The sequence below is a fragment of the Mesorhizobium sp. 128a genome, assembly GCF_053848025.1.
On the sequence record NZ_JBSPKY010000022.1, the window covers coordinates 59,067 to 77,595 of the forward strand.

General features: G+C 62.7%; 14 protein-coding genes, 1 tRNA gene and 1 pseudogene. 9 read left to right on the forward strand and 7 right to left on the reverse strand.

The features are described 5' to 3' along the window. Positions 1 to 134: 134 nt before the first annotated feature. The 4 genes from proS (at position 135) to ACWTU9_RS28160 (ending at position 5,232) form a co-directional block, all read left to right on the forward strand. The gene (gene proS / locus ACWTU9_RS28145; RefSeq protein WP_455861168.1) at positions 135 to 1,463 is read left to right on the forward strand and encodes a proline--tRNA ligase; all 1,329 of its coding nucleotides are present in this window, start codon (positions 135 to 137) and stop codon (positions 1,461 to 1,463) included. Further along, positions 1,460 to 2,791: a lipoprotein-releasing ABC transporter permease subunit gene (locus ACWTU9_RS28150; protein WP_455861169.1), complete on the forward strand. Its 1,332-nt coding sequence runs from the start codon at positions 1,460 to 1,462 to the stop codon at positions 2,789 to 2,791. Before proS ends, ACWTU9_RS28150 begins: the two co-directional genes overlap by 4 nt. Next, positions 2,788 to 3,471, forward strand: a complete 684-nt coding sequence (locus ACWTU9_RS28155) for an ABC transporter ATP-binding protein (protein WP_454587900.1) — start codon at positions 2,788 to 2,790, stop codon at positions 3,469 to 3,471. The genes ACWTU9_RS28150 and ACWTU9_RS28155 overlap by 4 nt, the downstream gene beginning before the upstream one ends. Before the next feature lie 510 nt (positions 3,472 to 3,981). After that, positions 3,982 to 5,232: a site-2 protease family protein gene (locus tag ACWTU9_RS28160; RefSeq protein ID WP_455861170.1), complete on the forward strand. Its 1,251-nt coding sequence runs from the start codon at positions 3,982 to 3,984 to the stop codon at positions 5,230 to 5,232. 21 nt (positions 5,233 to 5,253) lie between these two features. Here the strand turns inward: ACWTU9_RS28160 and lipB are convergent, their stop codons facing one another. Further along, positions 5,254 to 5,997, reverse strand: a complete 744-nt coding sequence (gene lipB / locus ACWTU9_RS28165; protein ID WP_455861171.1) for a lipoyl(octanoyl) transferase LipB — start codon at positions 5,995 to 5,997, stop codon at positions 5,254 to 5,256. Between the two features lie 235 nt (positions 5,998 to 6,232). Between lipB and ACWTU9_RS28170 the strand changes: the two genes are divergently transcribed. Then, positions 6,233 to 6,317 (forward strand) — tRNA-Leu (locus ACWTU9_RS28170). A gap of 237 nt (positions 6,318 to 6,554) precedes the next feature. On the opposite strand, the gene ACWTU9_RS28175 is transcribed toward ACWTU9_RS28170, so the two are convergent. Both ACWTU9_RS28175 and ACWTU9_RS28180 read right to left on the reverse strand, forming a co-directional pair. After that, positions 6,555 to 7,547: a quinone oxidoreductase family protein gene (locus ACWTU9_RS28175; protein ID WP_455861172.1), complete on the reverse strand. Its 993-nt coding sequence runs from the start codon at positions 7,545 to 7,547 to the stop codon at positions 6,555 to 6,557. Between the two features lie 43 nt (positions 7,548 to 7,590). Continuing rightward, a complete protein-coding gene (locus ACWTU9_RS28180) occupies positions 7,591 to 8,469 on the reverse strand; it encodes an MBL fold metallo-hydrolase (RefSeq protein WP_455861173.1) in 879 nt (292 codons plus the stop codon). Positions 8,470 to 8,613: 144 nt separating this feature from the next. On the opposite strand from ACWTU9_RS28180, the gene ACWTU9_RS28185 reads away from it, so the two are divergent. Beyond that, positions 8,614 to 9,078: a winged helix-turn-helix transcriptional regulator gene (locus tag ACWTU9_RS28185; protein WP_455861174.1), complete on the forward strand. Its 465-nt coding sequence runs from the start codon at positions 8,614 to 8,616 to the stop codon at positions 9,076 to 9,078. Between the two features lie 39 nt (positions 9,079 to 9,117). On the opposite strand, the pseudogene ACWTU9_RS28190 reads toward ACWTU9_RS28185, so the two are convergent. After that, positions 9,118 to 9,213: pseudogene (locus ACWTU9_RS28190) on the reverse strand (IS3 family transposase); the annotation flags it as partial. A 23-nt stretch (positions 9,214 to 9,236) separates the two neighbouring features. Here ACWTU9_RS28190 and ACWTU9_RS28195 point away from each other — a divergent pair. From ACWTU9_RS28195 to ACWTU9_RS28205, 3 genes are all read left to right on the forward strand, one after another. Next, positions 9,237 to 9,413: a hypothetical protein gene (locus ACWTU9_RS28195; protein WP_455861203.1), complete on the forward strand. Its 177-nt coding sequence runs from the start codon at positions 9,237 to 9,239 to the stop codon at positions 9,411 to 9,413. Positions 9,414 to 10,143: 730 nt separating this feature from the next. Beyond that, entirely contained in the window at positions 10,144 to 11,076 is a 933-nt protein-coding gene (locus ACWTU9_RS28200; RefSeq protein ID WP_455861175.1) for a TauD/TfdA dioxygenase family protein, read from the forward strand. 208 nt (positions 11,077 to 11,284) lie between these two features. Then, positions 11,285 to 13,723: a GcvT family protein gene (locus tag ACWTU9_RS28205; RefSeq protein ID WP_455861176.1), complete on the forward strand. Its 2,439-nt coding sequence runs from the start codon at positions 11,285 to 11,287 to the stop codon at positions 13,721 to 13,723. 150 nt (positions 13,724 to 13,873) lie between these two features. Here ACWTU9_RS28205 and ACWTU9_RS28210 read toward each other — a convergent pair whose 3' ends face one another. From ACWTU9_RS28210 to sucD, 3 genes are all read right to left on the reverse strand, one after another. Next, positions 13,874 to 16,540: a phosphoenolpyruvate carboxylase gene (locus ACWTU9_RS28210; protein ID WP_455861177.1), complete on the reverse strand. Its 2,667-nt coding sequence runs from the start codon at positions 16,538 to 16,540 to the stop codon at positions 13,874 to 13,876. 34 nt (positions 16,541 to 16,574) lie between these two features. Continuing rightward, positions 16,575 to 17,543 (reverse strand): 2-hydroxyacid dehydrogenase, encoded by a 969-nt coding sequence (locus ACWTU9_RS28215; protein WP_455861178.1) that lies wholly within the window; start codon positions 17,541 to 17,543, stop codon positions 16,575 to 16,577. A 72-nt stretch (positions 17,544 to 17,615) separates the two neighbouring features. Further along, positions 17,616 to 18,515: a succinate--CoA ligase subunit alpha gene (sucD, locus tag ACWTU9_RS28220; RefSeq protein WP_454577546.1), complete on the reverse strand. Its 900-nt coding sequence runs from the start codon at positions 18,513 to 18,515 to the stop codon at positions 17,616 to 17,618. Positions 18,516 to 18,529: the final 14 nt, after the last annotated feature.

Here is an 18,529-nt window from a genome sequence, read left to right on the forward strand (position 1 = left end):
GAAGAATCGATTTTGCGATTTCGGGCCGGTGCGGCCGGTCGGGTTTCCATTCCGTCACGAAATAGCTATGAAGCCGGGGCAAGCAAGCCAGCCGCGCCGATTCCGGTGCAGCCTCCTCTCTCACGGACCTGTCCATGCGTTTGTCGCAGTTTTTCCTGCCCATCCTGAAAGAAAATCCGCGTGAGGCCGAGATCGTCTCGCACCGGCTGATGCTGCGTGCCGGCATGATCCGCCAGCAGGGTCAGGGCAGCTTTTCCTGGCTGCCGCTGGGCAAGCTGGTTCTGGACAAGGTCTGCCGCATCATCCGCGAGGAGCAGAACCGCGCCGGCGCGCTGGAAATCCTGATGCCGACCATCCAGTCGGCCGATCTGTGGCGCGAAAGTGGCCGCTATGACGACTATGGCAAGGAGATGCTGCGCATCAAGGACCGACAGGACCGCGACATGCTCTACGGTCCGACCAATGAGGAAGTGGTCACCGAGATCGTGCGCGCCTACGTCAAGTCCTACAAGGACCTGCCGCTCAACCTCTACCATATCCAGTGGAAGTTCCGCGACGAGGTGCGGCCGCGCTTCGGTGTCATGCGTTCACGCGAGTTCCTGATGAAGGACGCCTATTCCTTCGACCTCGATTTCGAGGGCGCCAAGGCAGCTTACAACAGGATGTTCGTCTCCTATCTCAGGACGTTCACGCGCATGGGGCTGCAGGCGATCCCGATGCGGGCCGACACGGGGCCGATTGGCGGCGATCTCAGCCATGAATTCATCATCCTGGCCGACACCGGCGAGAGCCAGGTCTATTGCGACCGCGAGTATCTGTCGCTCCAGGTGCCCGGTGAAAACACCGACTTTGCCAATGACGGCGAGATCGCCGACATCGTCAAGACCTGGACGACGCCCTACGCCGCCACCGACGAGATGCATGACGAGGCGGCCTGGGACAAGCTCGGCGAAGCCGAACGGGTCTCGGCGCGCGGCATCGAGGTCGGCCACATCTTCCATTTCGGCGACAAATATTCCAAGCCCATGGGCGCCAAGGTGACCGGGCCCGACGGCAAGGATCATTTCGTCTCCGGCGGCTCCTACGGGATCGGGCCGTCGCGCCTGGTGGCGGCGATCATCGAGGCCAGCCATGACGATAACGGCATTATCTGGCCGGACGCGGTGGCGCCGTTCGACATCGGCCTGATCAACATGAAGGTGGGCGATGCCGACTGCGACCGGGTCTGCGGCGAGCTCTATGCCGCCTTCACCGGCGCCGGCAAGGACGTGCTCTATGACGACACCGACCAGCGGCCGGGCGGCAAGTTCGCCACCGCCGATCTGATCGGTCTGCCCTGGCAGGTGATCGTCGGCCCGCGCGGCGTTGCTGCCGGCGAGATCGAGATCAAGAACCGCAGGACCGGCGAGCGCGAGACGCTGGCGGTCGCGGAGGCCAGGAAACGCTTCGGTGCAACCGCATGAGCGAAGCCGCGGCAGCGAAATCTCCGGTCGCCAAATCTCCGGTCGGCAAGTCGCCGGTCGCCAAGTCTCCGGTCGCCGGGCCGTTCTCCATGTTCGAACGCATGGTCGCCTGGCGCTATCTGCGGTCGCGCCGCAAGGAAACGGTGATCTCGGTCATCGCCTCGATCTCCTTCCTTGGCATCATGCTCGGCGTCGCCACGCTGATCGTCGTCATGGCGGTGATGAACGGGTTCAGGGCTGAGCTTCTGACCCGCATCCTCGGCGTCAACGGCCATCTGATCGTCCAGCCGCTGGATTCGCCGCTTGAGGACTATGCGCAGGTTGCCGCCCGCATCAACGGCGTGGCCGGCGTCAAATACGCCATTCCGCTGATCGACGGCCAGGTGCTGGCGCAAGGCAACGTCGGCGGCGGCATGGGCGCGCTGGTGCGCGGCATACGTGCTGAAGACCTCGGCAAGATCGCCATCGTCGCCCAAAACGTCAAACAAGGCACCCTTGACGGCTTCGATTCCGGCGAGGGCGTCGCCATCGGCAAGCGCATGGCGGAGAATCTCGGCCTCGTGCTCGGCGACACCATCACGCTGATCTCGCCGGAAGGCGATGTGACGCCGATGGGCACGACACCGCGCCTGAAGGGCTACAAGGTGGCGGCGATCTTCGAGGTCGGCATGTCGGAGTATGACAGCTCCATCGTCTACATGCCGTTTTCGGAAGCGCAGCTCTATTTCAACATGGATGGCAGGGCGCAGACGATCGAGATCTATGTCGACAATCCCGATAATGTCGATGCGCTGAAACCGCTGGTCGACGCGGCGGCGCAGCGGCCGATCGACATGGTCGACTGGCGCCAGCGCAACGAGACGTTCTTTTCAGCACTGCAGGTCGAGCGCAACGTCATGTTCATGATCCTGACGCTGATCGTGCTGGTGGCGGCGCTCAACATCATCTCCGGCCTGATCATGCTGGTGAAGGACAAGGGCCACGACATCGCCATCCTGCGCACGATGGGCGCATCGCGCAGCGCCATCCTGCGCATCTTCCTGATGACGGGGGCGGCGATCGGCGTCACCGGCACGCTCGCCGGCGTGCTGCTCGGGGTGCTGATCTGCACCAACATCGAATCCATCCGCCAGTTCTTTTCCTGGATGACCGGCAAAGTGCTGTTCAATCCGGAGCTCTATTTCCTCAGCCAGTTGCCGGCAAAGATGGACCCGCGCGAGACCACCTATGTCATCCTGATGGCGCTCGGCCTGTCTTTCCTGGCAACCGTGTTTCCGGCGTGGCGGGCCGCCCGTCTCGATCCGGTCGAGGCCTTGAGATACGAATGAAGTCCGAGATCATTATCGAGCTGAAGAGCGTCGAGCGGCACTATGTCCAGGGGCCGCGCAAGCTCACCATTTTGAACGGCGCCGATTTCTCGCTGAAGCGCGGCGAGATGGTGGCGCTGGTGGCGCCGTCGGGCACCGGCAAGTCGACGCTCTTGCACACTGCGGGCCTGCTCGAGCGCCCCGACGCCGGCGACGTCATTTTGGCCGGCCGCGCCTGCGGGCGGCTCTCCGACGACGAGCGCACAGCGATCCGCCGCAACGATGTCGGCTTCGTCTATCAGTTCCATCATCTGCTGCCGGAGTTTTCGGCGCTCGAAAACATCATGATGCCGCAGCTGATCAAGGGGCTGTCGCGCAAGGAAGCGGCGGAGCGCGCGGCGCAACTGCTCGATTACATGCAGATCGGCAAGCGCGCCTCGCACCGACCGTCGGAACTGTCCGGCGGCGAGCAGCAGCGCGTCGCCATCGCGCGTGCGGTCGCCAACGCGCCCTTGCTGCTCTTGGCCGACGAGCCGACCGGCAATCTCGACCCGGTCACCGCCTCCTATGTGTTCGAGGCGCTGGGCGCGCTGGTCAAGCAGTCCGGTCTGGCTGCGCTGATCGCAACCCACAATCACGAGCTGGCCTCTCGGATGGATCGCCGGGTGACGCTGCAAGAGGGTAAGGTCGTCCCGCTGTAGGGCACGTCGATACTCAGGTGAGGCCGGCCTGCGAAAGGCGGCTTCCTGCGCTTCCGGTGCTCACGTACCCAAAAGTACGCTCCGCTCCGGTTCTCGGTATCCACCATTCTCGACTCGGCCTGACCTGAGTCTCGACATGCCCTGGGTCGGTGCCAAGGCGGAAGAACAGCCCTCGAATACCCCATAAACCTTTCCTTAACCCTGCCCAAACGCGCCGCCCGAAATCCATTCGGTGCGCTTAAGGAGATCGTTGACATTCGAACAAAATTAGAACAAAATACGAACATAGCAACAACAGGAGAGAGTTATGAGCGATCTTGTTCAGGACGTCGTTTCGTTGGTGTGCATGAGTGCGTTTCTCGTTTCCATGGCGGTCTGGATCGGCGCCATGTGATGGATCTGCGGTCCGCCGCAGTGTCTTAGGGCGGGCAGGAGGGCGTTGCGCCGTTAAGCCTTTCTTGCCGCCATGACGCTAGGGTGCCCTGCCAAAGACAGGGAGCAAACGCCCAAGTGTCGCCGATCGTGACGGTCCTTCTCGTGGCCGGTAATCTCGGACTGATTTTCTTTTTGCTGACCGCGCCGCTCGGCTTGCGCACGGTGAGACTCAGCCGCGTGGTGGCCATGGACCGGCAGCGCCTCTGGCAGGCGCTGTGGCCGCTCGGCAGCGATGCTGGCTGGTCCGGCGAGATACTCTCGGCGCAGCTGTTGGACGGGCAGGGCACGGCCCGCATCATGTTGTCCTGGGAAGGCCGTGACGGCCAGCCGATCGAGCGCAGGTCGCGCTTCGAAGACGTCGTCGAAGGCAGTCGTTTTTCGATGCGCGTTATCGAGGATACCGCCCTCGATGCTTCGTTCTGGAAGGATTTTTATGAGACCACCGAACTTGTTTCGGAAGCTGCTGCCACGCGCGTGACGCTCAGCCAGACCGACCGATATCGCGGCGTCGCCTTCCTGGTGTTCCGCTACTTCGCCATGCGACGCGAGCTTGGCAAGCTGCAACATTGGGCGAGGACCGGACAGTATCGCAAGGGTGGCTGGTTCGAGCATCCGCTGAGCCAGGTCGGCTTTGCCATTCTTTCGGCCTTCATCCTGTGGCCGTTCTTCGGGCTCAATCGCGGTGGCTTTGCGCTGGCCGCGATCCTGACCTCGGTGGTCGCCCTGCACGAACTCGGCCATATGGCAGCCTTCCGGCTGACCGGGCACCGCAGGGCGCGGATGATCTTCATCCCGCTGCTCGGCGGCATCGCCATTGGCGGCCGGCCCTATGACAGCCGCTTCGAGGTCGCCTTCGTGGCGCTGATGGGCGCCGGCTTTTCCGCTTTCCTGGTGCCGCTGCTGATCGTCGCCAGCGGCTTCGCGTCCGGCGAGGGGTATCGGCTGGCCGCAGCCCTTCTGGCGACGCTCGCAGGCTTTGCCGCGCTGTTCAACATCGCCAATCTGGTGCCGGTTTGGAAATTCGATGGCGGCCAGGTGCTGCGCCAGATCTGTCCGGGTCCGATCATGCTGGCACTGGCCTCGTTTTCCCTGCTCTCTGCCTTGCTGGCGCTCGGCTGGCTGGCCGGTTTTTCCCAAAGCTTTCTGCTGGTGGCGGGCGCTGTCTTTGCGATTCTCAGCCTGTTGACAGTGGGAAGCGGGGTAAAGCCGCGCCACGAGCTGAAGCCGATCCGCACCTTCGACCGTTTCGCCATGGCCGGCGCGCTGCTGGCCGTCTTCGCCATCCACGGTTACGGGTTGTTGTGGGCCTCGGCGCGGTTGCTTTGAGCGTTTGATCGAGCCGAGGCATCAGCCGGCTTTGCGCGCCGGTTCGGTGGAAACGCCCTCGGCCGCGCCAAAGACATCCTCGAAAGCTGACTTCAGCGCCAGGTCGAAATCAGTCATGGTCACGGGCAGGCCGAGATCGACAAGGCTGGTCACGCCGTGGTCCGGCACGCCGCAGGGCACGATGCCGCTGAAATGGCTGAGATCCGGTTCGACATTGACGGCGATGCCGTGAAAGCTCACCCAGCGCCGCAGCCGGATGCCGATGGCCGCGATCTTGTCTTCGGCCGGCGAGCCGTCGGGCAGGGAAGGGCGATCGGGTCGCACCACCCAGACGCCGACGCGGTCCTCGCGGCGTTCGCCGCGCACGTTGAAGGCGGAGAGCGTGCCGATGATCCATTGCTCGAGCGCGGCGACGAAGGCGCGCACATCCTCGCGCCGGCGCTTCAAATCGAGCATCACATAGGCGACCCGCTGGCCCGGTCCGTGATAGGTGTATTCGCCGCCGCGCCCGGCGGCGAATACCGGGAAACGGTCGGGATCAATCAGGTCCTCGATGCGGGCGCTGGTGCCGGCGGTGTAAAGCGGCGGGTGCTCGACCAGCCAGACCATTTCGGCGGCCGCACCGGTGCGGATCGCCTCGGCGCGCGCTTCCATCAGGGCAAGCGCATCGGTGTAGCCGGTCAAACCGGGCTCGATGCGCCATTCGACGGGTGCTGAACCGGGCAAGGGCAGGAAGGACGTGGCGATCTGGCTGCGTTCTGTCATGGCTTTTCGTTTTTTCGCGCAATGCATGCCGGCTTCCGAAACCGCCTTGCGCCCTGGGGCGGAATGCATCTGCCCTTCATATGGCGGTATCAGGCTGAAACGTCCAGATATCAGCGCATTTCGGCCTTCCCCGCCGTTATGCCAATTCCCGGCGATTATTGCACGCCGCGCCCTTGTTTCGCCGGAAACGATTTGCTACACGCCGCGAGCCGGTTCGTTCCGGCTCCTACCACGGGCGGTCGTGGCGGAATTGGTAGACGCGCAGCGTTGAGGTCGCTGTGGGGCAACCCGTGGAAGTTCGAGTCTTCTCGACCGCACCATTGCCATGATTCAGTAAGTAGCTGATTTTAAAGTAGAATAGGCGGCTAGGCCGCCTTTTTTATTGGCAATTCGGTCAAAATTGCACTGCATGTTGCATCATGGGCAATTATGCGGCAAGCCGTTTCTGACAATGATGACCTGGAGCAGGGTCGAGCCGGACTGGAAGGTCGCCTCGGGGAACGGGTCAGCTCTCAGCGCAAATCAACAACCGGCTTCGCTGACCCCTAGCTACTGCCTTAAGCCGTCATCACGACACGCCCAAAGGGGCGTCCCTCGATCAGATAGCGGAGAGCATCCGGCGCCTGGTTGAGCGGGAACGTCTTGGCGACGGTGGGCTGGAGCTTTTTTTCGGCCAGATATTCCCGGAGTTTCGCCTGGGCCGCGCCCAGCTTTTCCGGAGTGAACAGTCTCATCGTAAAGCCTCGGATCGTCGCGGCCTTCCAGATGATGTCGGTCACGTCGACTTCCGCCTCGCGGCCTCCGGCATAGCCGACAACGGCGAGCAGTCCGCCCTGTGCGAGTGACCCGACCGAGTCCTTTGTAAGCTTGCCGCTTACGCCGTCGATAACGACGTCCACGCCCTTGCCGTCAGTAATGCGCATCACGCCGTCCTTCATGCTCTCCCTGGAAAGATCGATAACGTGTTCGTATCCTGCGGCCTTGGCCTGCTCGGCCTTGGCCGTCGTACTGGCCGTGGAAATGGCCTTCGAAGCTCCAAAGACCTTTGCGAGCTGCACCGCTTCCATGCCAACTGCGCCTCCGACGCCCGGAGCAAGGATGGTCTGGCCTTGCTTGAATTGCGTGAATTCGGTGAGTACCAGATGGGCAGTCAGGTATCCTGCGCCCGCCAGGAAGGCAGCGGCGTGCGCGTCGTCAACATGGTCCGGTACCTTAGCCAGTCCGGCTGCGGGAGCGGCGACATATTCCCGCCAGGTGCCGTCAGCGACGAGGCCGAAGCCACGTCCGGTCACGAACACCCGGTCACCGACTGCGAAGTTCGCGGATTTGGATTCGACGACGATGCCCACACCCGTCTGGCCACCGATCCGCGGCAGGTTTTCGGCAGTTGCTGCGTAGAAGTGGCCGGACCGGAATGTGTTGTCGAGAGGGTTGATGCCGAACGCTTTCATGTCGACGAGAACCTCGCCTTCGGCCGCCTGGGGCTTCGGCAGGTCCACCACCCGGTTCTGATGGTAGTCGCCGTAAGCCTGATACTGGACTGCTTTCATGTCGAATTTCCTTCTGTGTCGGGATAAATGGTGATTGGAGCCCTCAGGCGGACTTCCGCGCGAGAAAAGCCTTGGCTGCGTGGGCGGCACCCCACAGGGATCCGGGGTTGATCCGGTCGGGGTAAAGCTCGATCATGTGATCATACAGCTCCTGCGCGGTGGCCGTCTGGCTATCGAGCCGATCGAAGGTCTCGACGTACTTCCGGGTGGCGACGAGATGCGCCGCTGCATGGTCTGGATCGAGCGGACCATGACCGACAACGACATGGCGCGGTTGGAGCGCGGAGATTTTGTCGATGGCGGCAATCCACTCCAGGCGTCCAGCATGATCGGACTCGCCAAGATACGGATGTGTGCCGTTGTAGGCAGCATCTCCCGTCACGACGAGACCTATCGATGGCACGAACAAACTGGTCGTGTGATCGGTGTCCGTGTGGCCGACCTCGATAGGAACGAGCTTGTCGCCTTCCAGCTCGAACCCGTCGGAGCCGACTTCTTCGGCGGCGACAAGCGTTTCAGGGATCTGGCCTGGAAATCGCTTCTCCCAGTTCTCGGCAATGAATTCGGGCGTAATGATCTTGCGCATCAGGGCGACGACTTGCGGCAGGGCGATCGCGCGGGCGGTTGGAAACCGTTTCAGAAGCAGTGCAAGCCCAAAAAAATGATCAGGATGGGCATGGGTGACGTAGATCCAGCGCAGGGTCTTGTGACGCGCCTCTATCCAGTCCGCGAGTTCGCTGTTCTGCTGGTCGCTGAGCAACGTGTCAACGAGAACCGCATCGCTGTCACCGTAGATGAGTGTGACCGCGTTCGATACCCATTTGAGGTCGTCCTTGCCGGACGGAACGCCTTGGGTTGCGCTAGCGCGCCTGCGGATAAACACGTCCCATTTCAGGGGTAGGGCATCCTTGTCTTTCGCCATGATTGCACTCCGACAATGTGGTTTAATTTTGCAACTTGATTAGCTGTACGCGATTGGTTTAATTTTGCAACTAATTTTTTTCATGGTACGGTCGGTAAGTTCGTAGGGTCGGCCGTCGCCCTCGTGTTGAAGGGAACTGAAATCTTGAAGGGAAAGCGCACGAGTTTCGAGAAGAGCGCATGCGCCATAGCGCGCTCTGTGGGCGAAATCGGAGACTGGTGGTCTCTACTGATCGTTCGCAACGCATTCTATGGCACGCGTCGATTCAGCGACTTCCAGAAAAGACTGGGTCTAGCAAAGAACATTCTTGCTGCCCGCCTCAAGAAGCTGGTGGGCGAACGAATCCTTGAGATGGTCCCAGCTTCGGATGGCAGCGCTTATCAGGAATATGTGCTGACCGAAAAAGGCAGGGATCTGCATGTGATCATTGTCGCTCTCTGGCAGTGGGGTGAGAAGCACACATTCGAACCTGGGGAACTCAAGGCAAGCATGGTGGACAGCAAGCGCCACGAGGTGCTGCCGCCCGTGGTACTCAAGGCGGTGGACGGACGCGAACTCGACGGCTACGGATTTGAGTGGCAACGGTACGAGGGTGTTGATTTCCGCTGAGAGCTGACCCGGGGGGATGCGGATAAAAAGTTGGACTATTTATACGGTTAGGCCGAGGCTTCTTCGATATTCGACTGGACTTCGTGAGCCCAGGGATAATCTGATGCGCTTTTCATTGTACCATCGGATGTACGCGGCCGCTCTCCCACCTCTCCGGCCTGCTCATCTGCGGCAGCTGCGTCGGGCGCTATGGCCTGTTCACACGAGACCGCTATGCCTGCCTCAACCACCAGCGCCGGGCCATCTGCGACAATAGCCGCACTATCACCCGTGAGAAGATCGAGCAGCGCGTACCCGCAACCAACACACTTCCAATGCGAACCGTCCGCATTTAGCTGCCATGAAGCGTGGAATTGTGGGGATAATCAGTATCCTTGCTACCGGGTCGCCAGACCATACGAGATCATACGAAGGATATAAGGTAGCTATCCATCCGCTAAGCCATTGTTTTTCTTGTAAGTTCCTACACCTTCCGGGCCTACCAATCTCGAAGGAAGGTCGGCAAATCCGTGAGGACTCTACGGCAGATCCCGGGCTTCTCAGTCGGCGATCCTCGACAAGGGGTTCGTGGAGCGTATTCATATCTACCGAACCGGCGGCAAAATGCACTACCAATTGCACTACAAAAATTCAAAATATGACCGCTAACTATATGATTTATAACATTTAAAGTTTTGTTCGCGTCTTCTCGACCGCACCAAAATTCACTCTCGATCCGTCGGTATCGCCGCCATCCAGAGCCAGACAGCGATCATGTCTCGACGTCCTGCTGTGTCTTGCGACCAGCAGCTCTCCCGCGAAGTGAGTACGAGCTCGGGCAGAAGTCATTTTTCCTCAAGCCGTCGAACTTTAAAACTCTTTTTCTATCGAATTTGTAGAATTAAGCTTGAATAAGACCCCAGCGCTGTTCGCCAAGTTCTGACGTCTTCACCTCCAAAGTGGCGATCGGCGCTTTGTACCAAGCAAGACAACTCCGTTTTTCGGGGGTGCTCCGCCGATCGCTATGCGGCCGGCAAACGGCGGAGCGTTGCCAGCAGCCCGCGGTTTCAGAGGATAGAGGTTTCCATGACCAAGCTTGTCTCCGTAGATCAGATCATCCCGCAAGACGATATTGTCCCGCTTACCGGACGTGTGGGCGCAGAGATCAGGAACATACGGCTTTCCGGCGACCTGCCGCAGCAGACGGTAGCGGCGATCAACCAGATCCTGTTGCAGCACAAGGTTGTCTTCTTCCGCGATCAGGCGCATCTCGACGATGCCGAGCAGGAGCGCTTCGCGCATCGGCTCGGCGACCTCGTGCCGCATCCGACCCAGGGTCCCGTCAAGGGAACGGCGTCCATTCTCGAGCTCGATTCAAGCCGGGGCGGCGGTCGTGCCGATCAGTGGCATACCGATGTCACCTTCGTCGACGCCTATCCGAAATTCTCCGTTCTCCGCGGCGTCGTCATACCGCCGGCCGGTGGCGACACCATCTGGTCGAACACCGCCGCGGCCTACCAGGACCTGCCCGAGCCGTTGAAGCTGCTCGCGGACAATCTCTGGGCGGTTCACAGCAACGTCTACGACTACGCCGCAGTCCGGCCGCGGGCGAGCGCCGCGGAAAAGAAGCACTTCGAGGAGGTCTTCACCTCGACGATCTACGAGACCGAGCATCCCGTTGTCCGCGTCCATCCCGAAACAGGCGAGCGCACGCTGTTGCTCGGCAATTTCGTGCAACGGCTCATCGGTCTTTCCAAGAGCGATTCAGCGCGGCTCTACGAGGTGTTCCAGTCCTATGTCACCGCACCGGAGAACACCGTCCGGTGGCGCTGGAAAGCCGGCGATGTGGCGATCTGGGACAACCGGGCCACGCAGCACTACGCAGTCAACGACTATGGCGATCAGCACCGGGTGGTCCGTCGCGCCACGGTCGACGGCGACGTTCCGGTCAGCGTCGATGGCCGCCGCAGCGCTACTCGCACCAAGGTCGCGAAGCCGGCGACCGACAAGGCTGCCTGAGTCCAGGCTGCGTGACGTCTGTGCCGCTTGAGGCGCGGTCGAACTTGAAGGCCGCTGTTCAGGCGGCCTTCTTGGTCCCGCGCCAGCGTGTCGGCGACCGCCTCCGAAGGAAGCATACCAACCGGCACCTCGGCGTCGCAAATGGCGTGACCGACGGTGTCGCGCTTACCTATAGTGCCCATGACAATTTCATCCAGGGGCATCGGGCATGTTGGGTAATTTTCGTGCGGTGGTCGTCGGTGGCGGCTGTGTCGGTGCAGGTGTTCTTTATGGCTTGGCGAAGCGCGGCTGGAGCGATATCGCGCTGCTCGAGCGGACGCAGCTCACTGCCGGTTCGACATGGCATGCGGCGGGGCTGATACCCTCCTATGCCCGCAGTCTCAACGTCGGGCGGATGATCGCCAAATCCATTGAGATCTATGAGGGCCTCGAAGCCGAAACCGGCCAGAAGGTCGGCTGGCACAAATGCGGCCAGCTGCGCATCGCCAACACGCGCGACAGGCTCGACGAATACCGCAGCTATATCGATGTCGCCGAGGTTCAGGGCATACGGGCGCGGATCGTAGCGCCCGCCGAGGCGCGAGAAATCTGGCCGCTGCTCAACAACAGCGGCATGCTCGGCGCGCTCTATCACCCCGATGACGGTCACATCGCACCCGCCGACGTGACCCAGGCCATGGCCAAGGGTGCACGAGACCTCGGCGCAAAGATCCACCTCGGCACCGAAGTGACGGGATTCGAGCGGATGCCGGGTGGCGAGTGGAAGGTCAGAACCTCCCGTGGCGACATGGTCTGCGAACACGTAATCCTTGCCACTGGCAATTATGCACGCCAGACAGGCGCCATGCTGGGCCTCCACATTCCGGCAATTCCGATCGTGCATCAGTATTGGATCACCGACGCGGTGCCCGAAGTCGTGGAGCGCAAGCGGCAGCGCCTTCCGGAAATGCCGATCCTGAGGGACGAGGGTTACGAGGGCTATCTGCGTGAAGAGGGGGACGGGCTGCTGTTCGGCCCCTACGAGCGCACCGAACAGCTCAAGCTGTTCGCCGAAAACGGCGTGCCCGAATGGTTCGGCGCCGACCTGCTCGATGAGGATTTCGATGCCGTTTCCTGGAACTGGGAGCGGGCGACGGAACTCGTGCCCGCGCTCGGACGCGCCGGCATCAAGAGAAACGTCCGCGGACCGTTCCAGATGACGGCCGACGAGCTGCCGCTGATGGGGCCGGCCTGTGGGCTTGAGAATGTCTGGCTGGCCGAAGGCGTGCCGGGCGGCATCCTGTGGGGCGGATCGATCGGCCACTATCTTTCGGAGCGGATTGTCGAAGGCGGCAACAGCATCGATACGGCGGAACTGGATCCGAGGCGCTTTGGCGACCATGCCAACAAGAACTGGGCCCGGGAGAAGGTCCGGGAAGCCTGGGGCACCCACGCAACACAGCATTATCCGGGTCAGGACATGCCGGCGGCACGACCGCAGAAAACAGCTCCGTCCTACGACCTCCTGAGCCAGCTCGGCGCTGTGTGGGATGTGCTGAACGGCTGGGAAATGCCAAGCTGGTTCGCACCTTCGGGCGTCGAGGCCCGCAATTCGTACAGCTGGCGCTGGACCGCCAAGGGGACCTATGTCGGCGAAGAAGTCCAGGCGGTCCGGCAAGCCGTCGGTCTGGTCGAAATGACGCCGATGACGAAATTCGAGGTCAGCGGCCCGGGTGCCGAGCGCTGGCTCGACGGGATCCTCGCCAATCGCTTGCCGCGCCTCGGCCGCATCGCGCTCGCCCACCATCTCACGCCGGCAGGTGGCGTGCAGGCCGAATATGTCGTGGCGCGATTGCAAGGCGACCTGTTCTACCTCGTCTCAACGCCGCGCGCCGAGCGTTGGAACTACGACGACCTCAACCGGCTGCTGCCGAAGGACGGCAGCGTACAACTGCGCAACGTCACCAACGATCGCGGCAGCTTCACCGTGGTCGGTCCCAAGGCGCGCGACGTTCTGCAGCCGCTGACGGAGATCGATCTGTCGAACGAGGCTTTCCCCTGGTTCAGCGTGCAGTCGGCGACCGTCGGCCTGGCCAGCGACGTGCGGCTGATGCGCGTCAACTATTCGGGTGAACTCGGCTGGGAACTCTATCATCCGCTCTGCTATCAACGGCATTTGCTGGACGCGCTTCTGGCATCAGGTGAGGCGCATGGGCTCAGGCTGGTCGGTCTGCAGGCGCTGGAATCGCTGCGTCTCGACAAGTCTTTCCGCGCCATGTACCGCGACATGAACCTCGAACTGTCGGCCTGGGAGAGCGGTCTCGACCGCTTCGTCAGGCTCGACAAGGGCGACTTCATCGGCCGCGCCGCCCTGGTCGCGAAGCAGAAGCAGGGCCTGCCACGCCGGATCGTCACGCTGTCCATCGATACCGATGGGGCAAGCGCCTTTGCCTATGAGGGCGTCTATCGCGACGGCAGCCTTGTCGGCCGCGTCACGTCGGCGGGCTACTCCTACACGTTCGGCCATGACATAGCATTGGCGCTGCTGCCGCCGGAGCTTGGCACGCCCGGCACGGCGCTGGAGGTGTCAATCCTCGGTGAGCGGCGCCCGGCAAGGGTGATCGCCGACTCTCCCTATGACCCAGAGGGTGCGCGCGGGCGTATGTGAGGGATCCAGAGCACAGTCGTTCAGGCTGCCTGCCGTCTGAAACTGACGACGGAGGCGTTGAAAATCACGCCGCCTTCTTCGTCCGCGCCGTGGTCGATCAGCTTCGGACGATGACGCCAGGTGACGTTGGTCGCTCTGCGAAAACCGAGCCTATCCCGTCCACCCAAGGCCAGACGAGATGCAATTGATCGAGACGAGCAGGGCGTCGGTAGCCCGCTTTTGATCCGCCGCGCCGGTATTCGCCCTGACTTCACGCAGCAGATCCACTTGCAGCCGGTGGATGTCGTCCATCGGTCCCTGCAGGCTGTCGAAGCGCCGCTTGAACATGGGAAAGCGCACGGAAAGATCGCCCCCGGTAAGGTCGCGGATCAGGCGTCGCGTCAATTCGTACTCGGCGGCGATGCGCGTGTGGATTCTTGCCGCGGCATCGCTGTCGGACACCAGGCCGGCGTAGAGCCGCGCGATCTCCATGTCGGACTGGTAGAGCGTCTTCTCCGCCTCGTCGACGATCAGACGGAAGAAGCGCGAGTGTTCGAACATGCGCGCCAGGAGGTCTCGCCCTGCATCGCCGCGCACCGCGACGAAGGAACTCAGCGCGCTGCCGATACCATACCAACCGGTCAGCAGATGGCGGTTCTGGCTCCAGGCGAACACCCAGGGGATGGCGCGCAGATCGGCAATGCCGCCGGCGCCGAAACGGCGCTCCGGCCGTGAGCCCATTTTCAGCAACCCCAGCTCCGCCACCGGGCTCGCCTGGTTGAAATAATCCAGGAAGCCTGGCTCCGCCATCAGCCTGGCATAGGAGGCCTGCGACATGCCGGCCAGCGCTTCCAGCGCTTCCTCGAACTCAGGCGCTTGCTTTGTCTCGATGTCGCTGGGTGGACCGACACTGTGGGCCAGCACGCCGGCGGCGAGGATCTCGAGCTGGTTGAGGCCGGTGCCGCGATTGGCGAATTTCGACGACACGACCTCGCCTTGTTCCGTCACCCGCATGGCTCCGGCGACTGTGCCAGCCGGCTGCGCCGCGATCGCCCGGCCGGTCGGCGCGCCGCCACGGCTGACGGAGCCGCCACGGCCGTGGAAGAAGCTGATCCGGACCTTTTGCTTGCGCCCGACGGCCGCGAGGCGCTTCTGCGCCTTTGCCAGTTCCCAGTTGGAGGCCAGGAAACCGCCGTCCTTGTTGGAATCGGAGTAGCCGAGCATGATTTCCTGGCGCGCACCGAAATCCCGCACCGTGCGCCGCACCAGCGATGTGTCGAGCAGTCCATTGAGGATGGCAGGGGCGGCCTGCAGGTCGGCGATGGTCTCGAACAAGGGCACGATCCGCAGCCTGATCGTGCCGCCGCTGCCGGTCGACAGTCCGCAATATTGCGCCAACAGATAGACCGCCAGCAGATCGTCGACCGAGCGGGTCATCGAGAGAACGAAACAGCCGACGGCGTCGGTGTCCGCGCCGGAGGTGGCGATGACCGCGAATGTCGAAAGCAGTTCTTGTGCTTCAGGCGAGAGGCGGCCGGCGTCGATCTCCAATTGCTCGCTTTGGCTGAGGGCTGAGCGTATGCGCGCCGACCATTGCGGCGTGCCGGCCGCGACGGGATCGGCGGTCAGCGCAAACAGCTCGGCCAGCACGCGGTTGACGACCGTGGAGTTCTCCCTGACATCGAGCGAGACCGTACGAAAGCCGAAGCTTCCGACTTGCTGGAGCAGCGGCTGGACGAAACGCCTGGCCACAGCTCGGCCTCCAATCGCCTCGAGGACGGAAGACAGCCCGCTGAGATCGGCACCGAACGCCGCTGCAGAGGGGTACGTTGCCACACCGCCATCTCGCGTGGCCTCCAACCGAGCCAGCAAGGCCGAAGCGAACTGGCGCAGCGGTTCGTCAGGGTTGCGGGCGGTGATTTCATGCGCCCAGCCGCTTTTGTCGAGCGCCTTTTGCAGCAGCGGCGTGAAGTTTTCCGGCAGGTCGACGACGTTCGAACTGACGCTGAGCGCCGTCACCAGCCGTTGCATTTGCGTCAGGTACCAGCCAATGGCGGTGTTGCGGTATTCGGCCAAGGCATGGGCGGTCATGGCGGCGGTCACGTTCGGATTGCCATCGCGATCGCCGCCGATCCACGAAGCATAGCGCATGAAGGAAGGAATTCTGACCTGCTCTCCGGGATAGTGACGCTGGAAGGCGTCCTGAAGCTTGCCGTAGAGCTGTGGCGTCGCCTCGAAAATGACTTCGCGAAAGAAATGCAGGCCCCAGGCGATTTCGCGTTCGACCGTCGGGCGCTCCAGCCGCAATTCGCCCGTCATCCACAGAAGCTCGATCTCGCTTTCCAGATCGGCGACCAGAAGATCGCGTTCGCGTGGCGCCCAGCGCGGCTGGTCGAGCTCGGTCAGCTTGCGATAGATGCGGCGGTGGATTTCGAGAACGGTAACGCGTTTGGCTTCCGTCGGGTGCGCTGTCATGGTCGGGCCGACGCAGAGCCCGTCGACCGTCGCCTGGACTTCCTGCGCCGAGTGGCCGTTCGCCGCCATCTGCGCGATCACGCTGGCGAAGGATCCGGGCACTTCGTCGGCGCCGGCACCTTGTTCGAGTTCGCGGCGCGTGCGCATGGCAAGCAACTCATCTGATATCGCCAGCAACTGGAACCATACGCCGCTCGCCTGAAGGGCCGGGATGCGCTGTTCCGGGGCCAGCGAGACAAGCGACCTGCGCCCGCTCAGAACGGCGGCGATCTCGGGCTCGCGCGCGCTTGCGACCTGAAGCAGCAGCCGCAACAAAAGGCTGCGCTCGTCCTCGCGAAACTTTATGGGTTTGCTCTGTTCCAACCGCTTTCCTCCTCGGGCCGAGGTTGGCCTGTGGTCAGGCGACCCGATCTGGCACCGGGCGGCCCTCGAAGAAGGCGGTCAGGTTCTCCACCACCTTCATGCCCATCGCCACCCGCGTTTCCTCGGTCGCGGAGCCCAGATGCGGCAACAGGACCACGTTCTCCAACCGCTTCAGTGCTTCTGGGACGGCGGGTTCGCCGTCAAAAACATCGAGGCCCGCGCCGGCGATTTCGCGCCTTTCCAGCGCACCGATCAGGGCGTCCTGATCGACAACGTCGCCGCGCGCCGTGTTGATCAGGAACGCGCCGGGCTTCATCAGCCGCAGGCTGCGGGCATCGATGAGGTGGCGGTTTTCCGCGCCGCCCGGACAGTGCAAGGAGACGAAGTCGGATGCCGTGAGCAGCCCTTCCAGGGTTTGCATCTGCACGGCGCCCATTGCGCGAGTCTCCTCATCGTCGACCGGCGAGCGATTGAAGAACACGATCTTCATGCCGAAGCCGAAATGCGCGCGCCTGGCTGTCGCCTTGCCGATGCGGCCCATGCCGACAATGCCGAGCGTCTTGCCCGACACTTTCGCGCCGGCCATGTGGGTTGGCGACCAGCCGCGCCATTCTCCGGCGCGTAGCTGGCGCTCGCCTTCACCGGTCCGGCGCGCGACAGCCAATATCAGGCTGAGCGCCAGGTCGGCGGTGCAATCGGTCAGCACGCCCGGCGTGTTGGTCACCACGATGTCGCGTTCGCGGGCGGCCGCGACATCGATATGACTGAAGCCAACGCCGAAATTGGCGATGATCCGGGTGCGAGCGGAGGATTCTGGAAACACTTCGTCTGGCAAGCGGTCGCTGACCGTTGCCAGGATCGCATCATAGTCAGCGAAAGCCGATCCAATCGCTGCCGGGCTCAAGGGCGTGTCGCTGACGTTGAACGTCGTGTCAAAGCGCTCGGCGAGGATCGCTTCGACGGCGGCCGGCCATTTGCGGGTGACAATCAAACGGGGTTTCATCTGACATCCTGCCAATCGACGGGGTTGGCGATGGCGCCAACCCCCACGTTCCGGGTTATTCAGGCGATGGCCTCACGCCGCTTTCTTCATCCGCGACAGCGTATCGGCCACCACCTCGCCGAAGGACGACGGCGTCGGCACGATGACGACGCCCGCGTCTTTGAGGATTTCGACCTTCTCCTGCGCCGACTCGCCGAAGGCCGAGATGATGGCGCCGGCGTGGCCCATGCGGCGGCCTTTCGGAGCGGAGAGGCCGGCGATGTACGCGATCAGCGGCTTCCTCATATTGTCGCGCGCCCAGATCGCGGCTTCGGCTTCCTGTGGACCGCCGATCTCGCCGATCATCACCACGGCGTCGGTCTCGTCATCCTGCTCGAACAGCTTCAGCATATCTTTGAACGAAGAGCCGTTGATCGGATCGCCGCCGATGCCGACGCTGGTCGAAACGCCGATGCCGAGCGCCTTCATCTGCGACGCGGCTTCGTAGCCCAACGTGCCGGAGCGGCCGACAATGCCGACGCGGCCGGGCAGATAGATCGAGCCCGGCATGATGCCCATCAGCGCCTGTCCCGGCGTAATGACGCCGGCGCAGTTCGGGCCGATCAGCCGCATGCGGTCTTCGTAGCGGTAGCGGCGCATGTAGCGTTTGACCTGCATCATGTCCTGCGAAGGGATGCCGTCGGTGATGCAGACGCAGAGCTTGATGCCGGCATCCGCCGCTTCCATGATCGAATCGGCGGCAAAGGGCGGCGGCACGAAGACGATGCTGGCCTCGGCGCGGGTCTCGCGCACCGCGCCCTTGACCGTGTTGAAGACGGGCAGGCCGAGATGCTTCTGGCCGCCCTTGCCGGGGGTGACGCCGCCGACCAGCTTGGTGCCGTAGCGCTTCATGTCCTCGGCATGAAAACTGCCGATCTTGCCGGTGAACCCCTGGACGATGACGCGGGTGCTGCGGTTGAGCAGGATTGCCATGTGTTCTCCCTCCC

Excerpts from the sequence above, each read along its gene's own strand:
- proS (WP_455861168.1), top strand. The coding sequence starts at position 135 with ATGCGTTTGTCGCAGTTTTTCCTGCCCATCCTGAAAGAAAATCCGCGT.
- ACWTU9_RS28150 (WP_455861169.1), top strand. The coding sequence starts at position 1,460 with ATGAGCGAAGCCGCGGCAGCGAAATCTCCGGTCGCCAAATCTCCGGTC.
- ACWTU9_RS28155 (WP_454587900.1), top strand. The coding sequence starts at position 2,788 with ATGAAGTCCGAGATCATTATCGAGCTGAAGAGCGTCGAGCGGCACTAT.
- lipB (WP_455861171.1), bottom strand. The coding sequence starts at position 5,997 with ATGACAGAACGCAGCCAGATCGCCACGTCCTTCCTGCCCTTGCCCGGT.
- ACWTU9_RS28175 (WP_455861172.1), bottom strand. The coding sequence starts at position 7,547 with ATGAAAGCAGTCCAGTATCAGGCTTACGGCGACTACCATCAGAACCGG.
- ACWTU9_RS28180 (WP_455861173.1), bottom strand. The coding sequence starts at position 8,469 with ATGGCGAAAGACAAGGATGCCCTACCCCTGAAATGGGACGTGTTTATC.
- ACWTU9_RS28200 (WP_455861175.1), top strand. The coding sequence starts at position 10,144 with ATGACCAAGCTTGTCTCCGTAGATCAGATCATCCCGCAAGACGATATT.
- ACWTU9_RS28205 (WP_455861176.1), top strand. The coding sequence starts at position 11,285 with ATGTTGGGTAATTTTCGTGCGGTGGTCGTCGGTGGCGGCTGTGTCGGT.
- ACWTU9_RS28215 (WP_455861178.1), bottom strand. The coding sequence starts at position 17,543 with ATGAAACCCCGTTTGATTGTCACCCGCAAATGGCCGGCCGCCGTCGAA.
- sucD (WP_454577546.1), bottom strand. The coding sequence starts at position 18,515 with ATGGCAATCCTGCTCAACCGCAGCACCCGCGTCATCGTCCAGGGGTTC.